At 61.9% G+C, this 15,426-nt stretch carries 10 protein-coding genes; 4 read left to right on the top strand and 6 right to left on the bottom strand.

Annotation, left to right across the window (positions count from 1 at the left end):
• Positions 1–141 precede the first annotated feature (141 nt).
• The 4 genes from purM to LIY36_RS04760 all read left to right on the top strand — a co-directional run bounded on the left by purM (position 142) and on the right by LIY36_RS04760 (position 3,116).
• Positions 142–1,200, top strand: coding sequence for a phosphoribosylformylglycinamidine cyclo-ligase (gene purM, locus LIY36_RS04775; RefSeq protein ID WP_192297065.1), 1,059 nt, complete (start codon positions 142–144; stop codon positions 1,198–1,200).
• Positions 1,200–1,850 carry a phosphoribosylglycinamide formyltransferase gene (gene purN, locus LIY36_RS04770; protein WP_192297066.1) on the top strand — a complete coding sequence of 217 codons (651 nt, stop codon included), beginning with the start codon at positions 1,200–1,202 and terminating at the stop codon, positions 1,848–1,850. The genes purM and purN overlap by 1 nt, the downstream gene beginning before the upstream one ends.
• An 8-nt stretch (positions 1,851–1,858) precedes the next feature.
• Positions 1,859–2,572, top strand: coding sequence for a DUF3108 domain-containing protein (locus LIY36_RS04765; RefSeq protein ID WP_192297067.1), 714 nt, complete (start codon positions 1,859–1,861; stop codon positions 2,570–2,572).
• A 355-nt stretch (positions 2,573–2,927) separates the two neighbouring features.
• A complete protein-coding gene (locus tag LIY36_RS04760; RefSeq protein ID WP_017734626.1) occupies positions 2,928–3,116 on the top strand; it encodes a hypothetical protein in 189 nt (62 codons plus the stop codon).
• 94 nt (positions 3,117–3,210) lie between these two features.
• Here the strand turns inward: LIY36_RS04760 and LIY36_RS04755 are convergent, their stop codons facing one another.
• The 6 genes from LIY36_RS04755 to LIY36_RS04730 form a co-directional block, all read right to left on the bottom strand.
• Entirely contained in the window at positions 3,211–3,756 is a 546-nt protein-coding gene (locus tag LIY36_RS04755) for a DUF2058 domain-containing protein (protein ID WP_105694808.1), read from the bottom strand.
• Positions 3,757–3,781: 25 nt separating this feature from the next.
• On the bottom strand, positions 3,782–4,615 hold the full coding sequence (mazG, locus tag LIY36_RS04750) for a nucleoside triphosphate pyrophosphohydrolase (protein WP_226454964.1): 834 nt from the start codon (positions 4,613–4,615) through the stop codon (positions 3,782–3,784).
• Between the two features lie 167 nt (positions 4,616–4,782).
• On the bottom strand, positions 4,783–7,026 hold the full coding sequence (relA, locus tag LIY36_RS04745; protein WP_192297069.1) for a GTP diphosphokinase: 2,244 nt from the start codon (positions 7,024–7,026) through the stop codon (positions 4,783–4,785).
• Between the two features lie 120 nt (positions 7,027–7,146).
• Positions 7,147–8,499, bottom strand: a complete 1,353-nt coding sequence (rlmD, locus tag LIY36_RS04740) for a 23S rRNA (uracil(1939)-C(5))-methyltransferase RlmD (protein WP_226454963.1) — start codon at positions 8,497–8,499, stop codon at positions 7,147–7,149.
• Positions 8,499–9,401: a cysteine synthase CysM gene (cysM, locus tag LIY36_RS04735; RefSeq protein ID WP_192297071.1), complete on the bottom strand. Its 903-nt coding sequence runs from the start codon at positions 9,399–9,401 to the stop codon at positions 8,499–8,501. Before cysM ends, rlmD begins: the two co-directional genes overlap by 1 nt.
• A gap of 80 nt (positions 9,402–9,481) precedes the next feature.
• Entirely contained in the window at positions 9,482–15,403 is a 5,922-nt protein-coding gene (locus tag LIY36_RS04730; protein WP_226454962.1) for an NEL-type E3 ubiquitin ligase domain-containing protein, read from the bottom strand.
• Between the last annotated feature and the right edge of the window lie 23 nt (positions 15,404–15,426).

Here is a 15,426-nt window from a genome sequence, read left to right as displayed (position 1 = left end):
CTGCCCGTCGGCCCGAGGATGGCCGCTGCCCCTCAAGCCTGATAAAATCGCGCGCCTTCGCAGACCGTCAACGGCGTGGCCTTTATAAAAGCCCCCGCCCGCCCGGTCGTTACCCCTGAATCCCCCCTAAAGGCCTGGATCATGAGCAAGCAACCCTCCCTGAGCTACAAGGACGCCGGTGTAGACATCGACGCCGGTGAAGCATTGGTCGAACGCATCAAGAGCGTCGCCAAGCGCACTGCGCGCCCCGAAGTCATGGGCGGCCTGGGCGGTTTCGGCGCCCTCTGCGAGATCCCGGCCGGCTACAAACAGCCAGTGCTGGTCTCCGGCACCGACGGCGTGGGCACCAAGCTGCGCCTGGCACTGAACCTGAACAAGCACGACAGCATCGGCATCGACCTGGTGGCCATGTGCGTCAACGACCTGGTGGTGTGCGGCGCCGAGCCGTTGTTCTTTCTGGACTACTACGCCACCGGCAAGCTCAACGTCGAGACCGCCACCCAGGTTGTGACCGGCATTGGCGCCGGTTGCGAACTGTCGGGTTGCTCCCTGGTCGGCGGCGAAACCGCTGAAATGCCAGGCATGTACGAAGGCGAAGACTACGACCTGGCCGGCTTCTGCGTCGGTGTGGTCGAGAAAGCCGAGATCATCGACGGCTCCAAGGTTGCCGCCGGTGACGCCCTGCTCGCCCTGCCATCGTCCGGCCCGCACTCCAACGGCTACTCGCTGATCCGCAAGATCATCGAAGTGTCCGGCGCCGACATCGAAAACATCCAGCTCGACGGCAAACCGCTGACCGACCTGCTGATGGCCCCGACCCGCATCTACGTCAAGCCACTGCTCAAGCTGATCAAGGACACTGGCGCCGTCAAGGCCATGGCCCACATCACGGGTGGCGGCCTGCTGGACAACATCCCGCGCGTGCTGCCAAAAGGCGCCCAGGCGATTGTCGACGTGGCCAGCTGGCAGCGTCCTGCAGTCTTCGATTGGCTGCAAGAGAAAGGCAACGTCAACGAAAACGAAATGCACCGCGTGCTGAACTGCGGCGTCGGCATGGTCATCTGCGTGGCCCAAGAGCACGTTGAAACCGCGTTGAACGTACTGCGTGAAGCGGGCGAGCAGCCCTGGGTCATCGGTCAGATCGCCACCGCACCGGAAGGCGCGGCCCAGGTTGAACTGAAGAACCTCAAGGCTCATTGATGTCCCAGACCTGTGATGTCGTGGTGCTGCTCTCCGGCACCGGCAGTAACTTGCAGGCCCTGATCGACAGCACGCGCACCGGCGACAGCCCGGTGCGCATCGCTGCGGTGATCTCCAACCGCAGCGACGCGTTCGGCCTGCAACGCGCCAGCGACGCGGGTATCGCCACCCGCTCCCTGGATCACAAGGCCTTCGAAGGCCGCGAAGCCTTCGATGCCGCCTTGGTCGAACTGATCGACGCCTTCAATCCCAAACTCGTGGTCCTCGCCGGTTTCATGCGCATCCTCAGCGCTGATTTCGTGCGGCACTACGCTGGGCGCCTGCTCAACATCCACCCTTCCCTCCTGCCTAAATACAAAGGCATGCACACGCACCAGCGGGCGCTCGACGCCGGCGACAGCGAGCATGGCTGCAGCGTGCACTTCGTCACCGAGGAACTCGATGGCGGGCCTCTGGTCGTACAGGCAGTGGTTCCGGTAGAGTCGGATGACTCAGCGCAGAGCCTTGCGCAACGGGTTCACGCCCAGGAACACAGGATTTACCCGCTGGCAGTGCGCTGGTTTGCCGAGGGGCGGTTGATTCTTGGTGAGCAGGGTGCATTATTGGACGGTCAGTTACTCGCGGCCAGCGGCCACTTGATTCGAACCTAGGAGATTTTATGCGTCGCGCCTTGCTCTTCGCTTTTGCTCTGTTTGCCTTGCCTGCCGTGCAAGCGGCAGACCTTCACCCTTTCTCCGTTAGCTACACCGCCGACTGGAAACAGTTGCCCATGAGTGGTTCGGCTGAACGCAGCCTGGCCAAGAATGGCGACGGCACCTGGACCTTGAACTTCAAGGCTTCCATGATGATCGCCAGCCTCACCGAAACCAGCGTGATCCTGTTTGACAAGGACACCCTGCAACCGAAGAGCTACATCTTCGAACGCGGTGGCCTGGGCAAAGCCAAGAAGATCAACCTGGACTTTGATCAAACCGCCAAGAAAGTCACCGGTTTTGAAAACAAAGACCCGGTCAACGTGGCCCTGCAAAGCGGCATGCTCGACAAGTCGACCTACCAGCTGGCCCTGCAGCGCGACGTTGCCGCTGGCAAGAAAAGCATGAGCTACAACGTGGTCGAAGGCACCGACGTCGACACCTACGACTTCCGCGTGATCGGCCCGGAAAAGGTCCAGACCAAGGTCGGCTCCATCGACGCGATCAAGGTTGAGCGCGTGCGTGACCCAACCCAAAGCAAGCGCATCACCCAGATGTGGTTTGCCAAGGACCAGGGCGGCATCCTGGTTGCCCTGCGTCAGGTCGAGACTGACGGCAAGGAATACAACATCATGCTGCAAGACGGTACGGTTGACGGCAAGGCTGTCAAAGGTAGCTGATCGGCTGATGAGTCAAAAAAAGAGCCTCGCTGACTGCGGGGCTTTTTTTTGCCTGCGGATTCTATGTAGAGGCTTCTGCAGTCATCGCAGGCAAGCCAGCTCCCACATTTGGAATGCATTCCCCTGTGGGAGCTGGCTTGCCAGCGATGGCGATAGCGGGCTCTCAACATGAAACTTCTGTCATAAAACTCCAGCTCCCATACCGCAACCCCCCAATCCTCAAGGCCTGCAGCACTGTTGCAGTTCCTGCAATGAATTGTTGCGCGAAAAGTCGGTTTACTTAGCAAGCTAACAAAACATATAACAAAGGCCTGCGACGACTTGCCGCAGACCCACCAGAGATTGGAGCAAGCAGATGACTGTAAAAGTAACTGAACGCGACGATGCACATATGTCCCATGAAGCGCTGGGCCATGGGATTCACATCTGGGATGTACACCAACAAGACCTGCTGGTCGGCATGTTTCACAACGAGAGTGACGCTCACAATTATAAGAACGAGCTCGAGTCGCTTGAGATGAAACGCCAGGCAGAAAGCTCCTGAGTATCGAAATCCTATAGGTGCTCCAGCCCACGCAGCCGGAGTACCTATCAACAAAAACCCCGCCTTTTGAGCGGGGTTTGTTGTTTCTACAGCCTTACCACATCAGATCATCCGGGATCTGGTAGGCGGCGTATGGATCATCCTCGTCCGGCACCTGGCTTTCGGTGAGGATGTTGAGCTGCACGATGCGCTCTGGCGCACGCTCCTGGATCTTCAGCGCCGCTTCACGCGGGATCACCTCGTAACCACCACCGTGATGCACGATCGCCAGGGAGCCGTTGCTCAGCTTGTTGCGCATCAACGTGTTGACCGACAGGCGCTTGACCTTCTTGTCATCCACGAAGTTGTAGTAATCCTCGGTGGTCAGCTTGGGCAGGCGCGAGGTCTCGATCAGTTGCTTGACCTGGGCCGTGCGGGCCTTGGCCTCGGCTTTTTCCTGCTGCTGGCGATTGAGTTCCTGATCGCGCTTGACCTTCTCGGCCTTCGCTTCGGCAGCCAGGCGAGCCTGGGTGTCATCGGCCTCGATCTGGCCCTTGTGGACCAGGCGCTGCTGCTTCTGTTTCTCTTTGCCGACCTGCTTGGCCTGCTTTTGGTTGACCAGACCTGCTTTGAGCAACTGATCGCGAAGGGAAATGCTCATGGTGCTTACTCACTTAGGCAGCCGCTCAACCGCAGCTGGACATGTTCTTTTCCTGGCGTTTGGCTTCACCCCACAGGGCGTCCAACTCTTCGAGGGTGCAATCTTCTATGGATTGATGCGTATCGCGCAATGCCTGTTCGATAAATCGGAAACGTCGTTCGAACTTGGCATTGGCGCCACGCAGCGCGGTTTCCGGGTCGACCTTGAGGTGACGGGCCAGGTTGACCGCGGCAAATAGCAAGTCGCCAACTTCATCGGCGATGGCGGCTGGGTCGTTGTCAGCCATGGCTTCGAGTACTTCATCCAGCTCTTCGCGGACGTTGTCCACCACCGGCAAGGCGGATGGCCAGTCAAAACCGACCTGGCTGGCGCGCTTTTGCAACTTGGCGGCACGAGACAAGGATGGCAGCGCCGTGGGTACGTCATCGAGCAGGGACAGTTGCTCCGGTACGGAGGACTTTTCCGCACGCTCCTCGGCCTTGATCTGCTCCCAACGGTGCTTGACCTGCTCTTCGTTCAACCGGGGGGTATCCAGCGGTGCGTACAGATCGCCGCTGGGGAACACGTGGGGATGACGACGGATCAGCTTGCGCGTGATGCTGTCGATCACGCCGGCAAATTCGAAACGCCCTTCTTCCCGGGCCAGCTGGCTGTAATACACCACCTGGAACAACAGGTCGCCGAGCTCGCCTTGCAGGTGATCGAAGTCACCGCGCTCGATGGCATCGGCGACTTCGTAGGCTTCTTCAAGGGTATGCGGGACGATGGTGGCGTAGGTTTGCTTGATGTCCCACGGGCAGCCGTATTGCGGGTCGCGCAGGCGGTTCATCAGGTGCAGCAGGTCATCTAGTGAATACATCAGTTTCTGTCCGATCAAGTGGGCACGCAGAAGATCAAATGTGGGAGCGGGCTTGCTCGCGAATGCGTAGCGTCAGCCAATGAATCTGGCACTGACACACCGTATTCGCGAGCAAGCCCGCTCCCACAAAAGCCCTCCCACATGTTAGCCCGCGTTCATCCAGCTAATCATGGCGTACGGTTACGCCGCGTCTCGATGATGTTCGGCAACTGGGAAATCCGCCCCAGCAACCGCCCCAACGCGTCCAGGCCCGGGATCTCGATGGTCAAGGACATCAACGCGGTGTTGTCCTCTTTGTTCGAGCGGGTGTTGACCGCCAGCACGTTGATCCGCTCGTTGAGCAGCACTTGCGACACGTCCCGCAGCAAACCGGAACGGTCGTAGGCACGAATGACGATGTCCACCGGATAGGTAAGGACCGGCACCGGGCCCCAGCTGACCTGAATGATCCGCTCCGGCTCACGCCCGCCCAGTTGCAGCACCGAAGCGCAGTCCTGGCGGTGAATGCTCACGCCACGGCCCTGGGTGATGTAGCCGACGATCGCGTCGCCCGGCAACGGCTGGCAGCAGCCGGCCATTTGCGTCATCAGGTTGCCCACGCCCTGGATCTGGATGTCGCCGCGTTTGCCCGGCTTGTAGCCGGTGGCTTTGCGCGGGATCAACTCCAGCTGCTCGCTGCCGCGCTCCGGTTCGACCAGTTGTTGCGCCAGGTTGACCAGTTGCGCCAGGCGCAGGTCGCCGGCACCGAGGGCGGCGAACATGTCTTCGGCGATCTTCATGTTGGCCTTTTCGGCCAGCTTGTCGAAGTCCACCTGCGGCAGGCCCAGGCGGGCCAGTTCGCGTTCGAGCAGGGTCTTGCCGGCGGCGACGTTCTGGTCGCGCGCCTGCAACTTGAACCAGTGCACGATCTTCGCCCGCGCCCGCGACGTGGTGATGTAGCCCAGGTTCGGGTTCAGCCAGTCGCGGCTCGGCGTGCCGTGCTTGCTGGTGATGATCTCGACCTGTTCACCGGTTTGCAGGCTGTAGTTGAGCGGCACGATGCGCCCGTTGATCTTGGCGCCCCGGCAGTTGTGGCCGATCTCGGTGTGCACGCGGTAAGCGAAGTCCAGCGGCGTGGCGCCCTTGGGCAGGTCGATGGCATGGCCGTCAGGGGTAAAGATGTAGACCCGGTCCGGCTCGATGTCCACGCGCAACTGTTCGGCGAGGCCGCCAATGTCGCCGAGTTCTTCGTGCCATTCCAGGACTTGGCGCAGCCAGGAGATTTTCTCTTCGTACTGGTTGGACCCGGCCTTGACGTCGGTGCCCTTGTAGCGCCAGTGCGCACACACGCCCAACTCGGCCTCTTCGTGCATGGCGTGGGTGCGGATCTGCACTTCCAGCACCTTGCCCTCAGGGCCGATCACGGCGGTGTGCAGCGAGCGGTAGCCGTTTTCCTTGGGGTTGGCGATGTAGTCGTCAAACTCCTTGGGAATATGCCGCCACAGGGTGTGGACGATGCCCAGCGCGGTGTAGCAGTCGCGCATTTCCGGCACCAGCACACGCACGGCGCGCACATCGTAGATCTGGCTGAAGGCCAGGCCCTTGCGCTGCATTTTGCGCCAGATGGAATAGATGTGCTTGGCGCGGCCGCTGATGTCAGCATCGACGCCAGTAGCCTGCAACTCGGAGCGCAGCTGGTTCATCACATCGGTGATAAAGCGCTCACGGTCCAGCCGCCGCTCGTGCAACAGCGTGGCGATCTGTTTGTATTGATCGGGTTCGAGGTAGCGGAAGGACAAGTCCTCCAGCTCCCACTTGATATGGCCGATGCCCAGGCGGTGTGCCAGCGGCGCGTAGATGTCGAACACCTCGCGGGCCACACGGTTGCGTTTTTCGTCGTCGGCGGTCTTCACCGCCCGGATCGCGCAGGTGCGTTCGGCCAGCTTGATCAGGGCGACGCGTACGTCATCGACCATCGCCACCAGCATCTTGCGCAGGTTTTCCACCTGGCCCTGGGTGCCCAGCACCATCGACTGGCGCGGGCTGAGGCTGGCGCTGATGGCGGCCATGCGCAGCACGCCGTCGATCAGCTTGGCCACCACGGCGCCGAAACGCTGGCTGACCAGCGGCAACGCGATATGCCCTTCACGCACGCCGCGATAGAGCACGGCGGCGATCAGCGAATCCTGGTCCAGCTTGAGATCGGCAAGGATCTCGGCGATCTCGAGCCCGGTGCGAAAGCTCGAAGTGCCTTCGGCCCACAGGTTCTTGGCCGCATTGTCTTGTTGCTCAGACTCGCGAGCGAACTCGCAGGCTGCCTTCAAGGCTTCACGGTCCAGTGCCGGGTCGACACTGACGGCATGATCCAGCCATGCCTCGAGATTGATACTGCCGTCGGTGTTGATCGGCTGGTGTGCTCTCACCTGTACCATCTTGCTTACCTTCCCTACGACGCACCTCTGATGCGCCAAAATCATCGCCGACTTTACTGCGAACTCCGTGGCAGATCACAGGCCCTGGAGAACGCAGGCCAGTCGGATTAAACGGGCATCCTAGCCCGCTTCAAATAACGCCATGGCCTCGACATGCGCTGTCTGCGGAAACATGTCGAGGATCCCGGCACGTTTTAGCCGGTAGCCTTGCTTGACCAACTCAACCGTGTCCCGCGCCAGCGTCGCCGGGTTGCAGGACACATACACCAGGCGCTTGGCCCCCAGAGTGGCGAGCTTGCGCACAACCTCTTGGGCACCATCGCGGGGTGGGTCCAAGAGTACCGCAGAAAAGCCCTGTTTGGCCCATTCTGCGTCAGTCAAAGGCTGGGACAAATCGGCCTGAAAAAACTGCGCATTATGCAAATTGTTGCTGACGGCATTAAGCGCCGCCCGATCCACCATGGTCTGCACGCCCTCCACCGCGACCACTTCGCGTACTTGTCTGGCCAGTGGCAGGGCAAAGTTGCCCAGGCCGCAAAACAGGTCCAATACGCGTTCGTCAGGCTGTGGGGCCAGCCATTCCAGGGCCTGGGCCACCATCGCCGCGTTGACAGCGGCGTTGACTTGCACGAAGTCGCCGGGACGGTAGGCCAGTTCCAGGCCCCACTGCTCCAGCTGAAAACCCAACGCGGCATCGGCATCCACCGGCTCCGGCTGGCCCTCGCCATGCAGCCACAACTGGGCTTGATGGAACGCGCAGAATTCTTTCAATACCAGCAGGTCCGCGTCCGACAATGGCGCCATATGCCGCAGCAGCACGGCGATGGATGTACCGCTGAACAGCTCCACATGCCCCAGGGCCTGGGGTTTGCTCAGGCGGCGCAGCATGTTCGGCAGACGCTGCATGATCGGTTGCAAGGCCTGTACCAGCACCGGGCAATCATCGATGGCGACGATGTCCTGGCTGGCGACCGCGCGAAAACCCACTTCAAGTTTTTTCGCCTTGGCATCCCAACGCACCGCTACACGGGCACGGCGACGGTAGCCGAATTCCGGACCGCTCAAAGGTGCGGCCCACTCCTGCGGTTCGACACCCGCCACGCGGGACAGTTGCTCGGCGAGCATGCGCTGTTTCAGGGCAAGTTGTTCGCCATGGGGCAAGTGCTGCACGCTGCAACCGCCACAGCGGCCAACGTGGGCACACGGCGCCGGGCGGCGCAGTTCGCTGGCCTTGAACACCCGTTCGGTGCGCGCCTCGACCACTTTGCCGTGGGCCCCCAACACCCGCGCTTCGACTTCTTCACCGGCCAGCGCACCGTTCACGAACCAGGTGCGGCCTTCGAAGAACACGATGCCACGGCCATCGTTGGCCAGGCGCTCGATGGTCAGGCGTTGTTTCTTGCCCACTGGAATCTGCGGGGCCCGGCTGCCGCCCGTCGGTTGGAAGCGCAGGCCTCTCTCGTGCTTGGCCATCAGTTGGGTTCGTCGAAAATGCCGGTCGACAAGTAACGGTCGCCACGGTCACAGATGATCGCGACGATCACCGCGTTTTCCACTTCTTGGGACAAGCGCAACATACCCGCCACGGCGCCACCGGAAGACACGCCGCAGAAGATGCCTTCTTCACGGGCCAGGCGCCGGGTGGTGTCTTCGGCTTCACGCTGGGCCATGTCGATGATGCGGTCGACGCGCGTCGCGTTGTAGATCTTCGGCAGATACTCTTCGGGCCAGCGGCGGATACCCGGGATGGCTGCGCCTTCCATCGGTTGCAGGCCGACGATCTGGATCGCCGGGTTCTGCTCCTTGAGGTAGCGCGAATTGCCCATGATGGTGCCGGTGGTGCCCATGGAGCTGACGAAATGGGTGATGGTGCCCCCGGTCTGGCGCCAGATTTCCGGGCCGGTGCTGGTGTAGTGCGCCTCGGGGTTGTCGCCATTGGCAAACTGGTCCAGCACCAGGCCACGGCCTTCGGCGGCCATGCGCTCGGCGAGGTCGCGGGCGCCTTCCATGCCTTCTTCCTGGGTCACCAGCACCAACTGGGCGCCGTAGGCGGTCATCGCCGCCTTGCGCTCGGCGCTGCCGTTGTCGGGCATGATCAGGATCATCTTGTAACCCTTGATCGCGGCGGCCATGGCCAGGGCGATCCCGGTGTTACCCGAGGTGGCTTCGATCAGGGTGTCGCCGGGCTTGATCTGCCCGCGCAACTCGGCGCGGGTGATCATCGACAGCGCCGGGCGGTCCTTCACGGAGCCGGCCGGGTTGTTCCCTTCGAGCTTGAGCAACAGGGTATTGCTGGTTTCTCCCGCCATGCGTTGCAAGCGGACCAGGGGCGTGTTGCCGACGCAATCGGCAATTGTAGGGTACTGCAAGGTCATGGCGTATTCGCAATCCAGACTGCGGGGGCGGACATCATACCGGGAAAGCCCGGCGGGCCATATCACGCAAAGTAAGGTGCTTATTGCTGATAGGTATAAGCAACATCGGCGGCACCTGTGAAGTTGGCCCACTCACCTTCTGTCAACGCCAGAAGCAAGCGGTCCTCATCGACTGAGCGCCGGCTGGACAGGTCATTGGCCAACGCCAGGTAAGCCCCATCGCTCAGTTCTGCACGGTTGACTCTATCCAAGGCGTCCTCCAGCGCCTGATCGTAATGCCCCAGCGTGGCTTGAAGACGCACCTGATACTTGGCTTGCAGGAACTGCCGCCAATACGTCTTCTCAATCAGCCACCCAGGCCAGTCCAACCTCGTCTCGCCCGCCAGGATGCCGTTAAGCATCGCGGCAACGCTCTCGGGGCTGGGGGTGCCCAACGTCCGATCCAGCCGTTGATCGAAGCCCAGGGGGAGGTCCAGGGCCGCGGACAAGGCAATTCGGTAAGCCAGTATGCGTGTGCCCGCCAGCTCCGGTGTCTGATGCGGATCGAACAAAAGCACAGCGTTCGTGATGGCCGCCAAGCGGCTGCTGGCCCGCAAACAACTGAGCAGCGGCATCCCATCGCCGTCGCCCCCGGTAAGCAGTTCGAACATTCTGAACTTGAGCTCCAAATTGTTGAGCGACACCATGCAACCGTTCACGCCAGCGCTCATGTCGTACCGATGCTCGAACAGGATCGTCGCCAGTTGCGGGGTGTTGGCAGCCCCTTCGATCAAGCGCCAGACTCTGCCGGTGAGGTCTTCTCGCAGGGCTCGGTAACCCACGGCAACAAACTTGGGATCAGCGGCAACACGCTCGATCAGCGTGAAAAACCGCGCAAAAATCTCCCGCCCCTGCAAGTCCTGCCAAAGCGCGAGGTGCGACGGTACGTCCCTGACCGCCAGCACCGCCAACCAGCGGTCGGGACCGGCAGTAACGGGAATATTATGCGGATGCAATCCGAAATAAATGCCAGAACGCCCCGGCTGCTCGCGATAAACACGAAGCATCTGAAGCGTGCCCTGCGACAAGGGGTTGCCGGACAGGTCCATGGCGCGATGGACATCAGCGTAGATAAACAGGTCAGACCGAGTCAGCACTTGGATGCGGTTGTTTGCGAGGTCAAACACCTCCAGCCATTTCAGGGTGACAGCCCCCTTGGGCAGGCTTTCCAACTGAGTGTTGCGCAGGTTCAGATAGCGCAGGTGTTTCAAACCCGACAAGTTCAGTCGCTGTCCTTGGCGAAGGGGGTTCGAGGACAAATCCAACACGCGCAATTGCGTCAGCTCACTCAGCCGGATCACATCGCCCAGCCTGAACTTGAGTCGATTGTTACCCAGGTACAAGGCCCTCAGCCGCGGGACCTCGGAAAGCCCCGGCGGCATCTGCTCGAACCTGTTGTCGCTCAGGTAAAGCCGCGTCACGCCCGGGAAACAGCGCAGGAAACGCGTAGGCAATTGAGACAGTTGGTTTCGCTTCAGGCTCAATACCTCCACGTGTCCGAAATGCGCGCCCAACGTGGGCAGATCGGTCAGGTCCAGGCCATCGAGATTCAGTTCCTTGACCATGGCCGTCCCGTGAGTCGAGGCCTCCCTGGCCCAACATCGCTGGATACGTACAACCGCCTGCGCCCGGGCCTCCCGCGCGGGGCCCGTCGTGCCATGAAGCCATCGCCCCAGCGCAACGTTCATCGCCTCACGTTCGTTGTAGAGATAGTCGATCATCCCATCGCGCTCTCGAACCGAGTCGCCGGCGTCCCGCCACAGCTGTAGAACCTCGTCGTCGGTTCTCGCCGGATACAACGCGCGCAAGCGCGCTACCTGGGCGTGCTCCATCGGCCTCAGCCCTCTACCACTCAGCGGATAAGCGATGCGCCCATCCGCAACACGCTGTGGCGGATGGAAATGCGGACGGCGCCCCACACGCCTCTGGGTCTCGGCAAACTCCCATATGCGTTGCAGACGCCAACGCACCTGCTCGAGCAATTCCCCCTCCCCGGCGCCCTGGGTGAACCCCAATGACTGCCGCTCGGCCAGCGGCAGCGCGGCCAGTAACACCTCAAGGAATGGACCCGGGCGTCCCACTGGCTGTCGCCGCCCGTTTGCCTGGGGGAGATAGGCCTGATACTGGTGGGATACCCGCTCCACCATGCACTTGAGCGCTGCATCGAACGGGCCGACGCTGGTCTGCATAAAACCGCCTTGCCACACTTCAACCCGAAGGTGCGCCGGCCAACCGTCTATTTGCGCCAATGCATGCAGGAGCGCGGTCGCACTGTTCTCATCGGCGCTGGCCGGCAGGTGCGCGCTCTCCAGAATCCTGGTTTTGCGCAGGTATTGCACCCACCATCGGATCGCCGAGGTCAGCGTCAACGGGACCACCCCGCTCTCCAGGCTGCGGCGCTCGGCCGGGGTGACAGCGCGCACCAGGTCTTCGGCGACCCGGTTGGTCAAATCGGGGTAGTCACGCTGCAGCACTTGGGCCAGTGGGTCATTGGAATGCCGGCGATCAGGGCACAACGCCTCGAAGAACATGTGTTCCATCTGCGGCTTGTCCAGCGCCACTTTTGCCTCCAGCACGGTGATCTGATCGGAATGCGCGACGCCCTTGCGCCCCACCAGTGCATCGGCGCGATCGGCACCGACTTCGCCCAGCATCCGCTCGAAAAAAGCCGCACCAACGTCCATACCGGCCTTGACCCGCTGATGGACCGTGAAGCGCTCAAGGGTATCCAGCAGGACGGCGGGGGGAAGCTCATTGCGTACATGCACCCGGCGCAGCATGTCTGTTGTCACCCCGCTGATCCGCAGCACCTGTTCAATCGCATCCGGCCCCAGCGCACGGGCCAACGGCCCCAGTCGATAAAACGGTCGTTGGCCGTCCCAAGTCAGCGGGTCTTCCCATTCATGGCGCCACGCGCCGACGCCGTTATGGGTGAGGGCCGGGGCGTAAGCGTCGTTCAACGAGGGGTGCTGGATGCGCCACGGCTGTGCCGGGTCCGCTTGGGCGACCTTGAAACAGTCGCCTTCGATAAACAGGTAGCGCGCCGAGCCGAGGGCATACAGGCCCAGCGCGTCGGGCTCGGCGCCGATGCGTGAAATATCGTCGCTACGGGCGTACGCCGCGATCTCACGTCGATACGGATAGAACGTGCCGTCGGGCGCACGATTGCGCACCAGCGCCTGGGCGACTTGGTGACGCAGATCGCCGATGGCCTGCGCCGCCGAGAGCCCCAGGCGGGCGCGGTCTTGCTCTGACAACTGGCTCACGATGAGGGCGTAGAAGCTGTCGGCGCCAGTGAACATCTCGCCGCTACGGTGCGCCTGTGCGTCATACGCCGCGAACCGCCCAAGGCGATGATCGATCACGACCAGGGTTCGATCTCGAGTGCCCTTGGAAACATAAGGCACCGGCTGCTCGGCCCAGCTGACGACCAGTGCTCGCCCGAGCCCATCACTCAACACGCCATGGGCATACGCGGCCGCCCAATTCTGGGTTTGCCGGTCAAAGCGGCGGCGGTGGAACAGGCCATCGACAATGGCCTCCCGACGCGCTCCCCGACGGGCCGCGCGCAAGGCGTCATACAGCGCTTCAGGCTGCAATTGCGAAGTCAGCAACTGCATCTGTTGGTGTGCCGACAACGGATGTTCGCGCAGCACCTCAAGCAAACGCGCCAGGCTCACCTGTGGGTGCAGTGCCTGCAATTGCGCAACCACCGCCGGCATGGACAACTCGTGGCCGACGCGATCAGGCAACAATTGCCGCACGCCCCTGCTGACCCCCTTGGCCGTCGAGCGACTGGCCCCGGCGAAGCGCGTCAGTGCCTCAAACAACTCGATGCTCAAGGTCTTGGCCAGCGCCGCCAGTTGCTGGCGAATCAGCGGTGCGCCCGCGGCAAAAACTGTCGGCATCAGCGCGGCGATGGCATTCGGCAGATGCACGACGCGACGACTCGTGGGCCCATAGGCGAATTGATAGTTTTCCAGGGCGATGACGGTGACCGTTTCTGTCGGCGGTCCCATCGTATTGGCGCTGTAGCGTCGCAGCTCCAGGCCTTGCTGATTGGCAATGCTCAACGCGGTGTTTGCCGGCCAGTTCGCCAACTGGGTGAGCAGCGGCGCCATGACCTCAACAGCACCGACGGGCGCAGGGTGATCGGGATTGGCGCCCTGGCTTACCCAGTCGATCAACCGGTCAGTGTTGAAACGCTGCACCGCCTCAACCAGTGACGCCGAAGGCGGCGCGCCCTCCCACACTTGGTTCAGGGCAGCATGCGCGGTGGCACTTGAATCGAGCACGGCGTCCAGCGCACGGGAAGGCACATCCTTCGCGCCGAGCATTCGTTCGAGCAACTGCGGGCCCGTCGGGTGCTGAGGGTCGATGACCGTGTGCGACCGCGAGAGTTGCTGATAAAGACGCTGATGCCGACGCTGCACGGTGAACGCCAGCCGGGTATGCATGCGGCCGCTGATCAATAAATCGGCCAGATCGACAAATGCCTGCAGCAGTTCGCCTGGCCGCCCCTGCAACGCCTGATGCCCCCCGCCGATCAAGCCCTGGGTCAACGCGACGAACATGCCAAACACGCGTGCCCGCCCCAGCCCGTTGGGTGCTCCCGGCACCGGAATCAACAACAGGTTGAGGATTTCATTGAGCAAGGCCTGGAACACCTCGATCACGCTCGGCATCAACCCGGGCATCTCGTTGGCCAGTTCTTGCAGGTTGGCGCGGCAACGCTTGATGTAGAAGGCGCTCAAGCAGACCACGGGCACCTTCTGCACCGGGGTGCGCACACTGCCAATGCTCTGGGCCTTGTCGAGCGAGGGAATGGACTGCGCCAATGCGTAAAGCAGTTGGGCGACGTCATTGAGGCCCTGGGGTCGGACAGAAGCTTTGGCAAGCTGCTTTACGCGTGCACAGTCACGCAGTGACATCATCTGATACAGCCAATCGACCTCGCCTCTGCGGTAGAAGCCCTGGAAGGCGACGTGAAATTCCTCACAGGCTTCGCGGTGGCTGGCATGGTGACGCAACGAGCCACCAGGACGATTCGGGAAGAAGCTGAAGGCGCCCCGGCAACCACTGACGGAAAACACGATATGGGGAATGCTCAGGCTGTCGCCGGGGGGCGGGCCGACGTATTGCCCGGTGAACCCCAGGGATTGCGGCAACCAACTGAGGTTGTCCACCCCGTGGGGGATAAACAGCAGCATTTCCTCAACGTTCTCCCAGCGCACCCCTCCCACCAACGCTTGCTTCACGGCCTGATAACACGCCCTGTCCACCCGGCTTGCGGCAGTGGTTCTCAGGGCCTCGATCAGCGCGAATTCGAACTCAGCCGCGGCCAGTGCCATGACCCGCCCGCCCAACTCGGCGGAGGCCGACAGTGCCTGATCCAGACGCGCCTTGAGTTGCCCGCCGAGATCCAGCCTGCGCACCAGCGCTATGAAATCAGCCGCGTTGGCATTTATACCCTCGTCAAGAAAGCTGGCGTCAGCCAACCCCGTGCGGCCGGGATAACTCCAGCCGGTCAGCCCGTCGTAGTTGATGCACGCGGCGTCCCACAGGGTGAGGCTGGCGGTTTTTATCACATCGCCATCGGCGCCACGGCGAACACGATTGGCCGATTGAAGGTAACGCGTATGGATCTGTGCGACTTTCGGGTCGATGTCCTGACCCGTCAGGGATTTCAGGCCTTGGCGCAGCGACGCCAGGGCCTGTTGCTCGAAAGCCAGGGTCAGTTCATGAATGCCTTGTTCCAGAGCGTATTGCGCAGAAACCCACGCCCGTTGCAGACGTACGTATTCAAACCGCTCGTCGTCGTTGAGTTCACCGAGAAAGGCATCGAACTTTACCCGGTATCCGTCCAGGGCCTGCAAGGCAGACCACTGCGCACGCGACATCAGCGGCCCGGGATGCTGCGCCATAAACGCGGCCAACGTGTCAGGGGAATTCGGTTCAGCCATAGGTACGCTCCTTAAATGAACGA

It is taken from the genome of Pseudomonas sp. AF03-9 (assembly GCF_020515815.1).
In the GTDB taxonomy this organism is placed as follows: Bacteria; Pseudomonadota; Gammaproteobacteria; order Pseudomonadales; family Pseudomonadaceae; genus Aquipseudomonas.
This window is presented reverse-complemented; position numbering and strand designations above follow the sequence as displayed.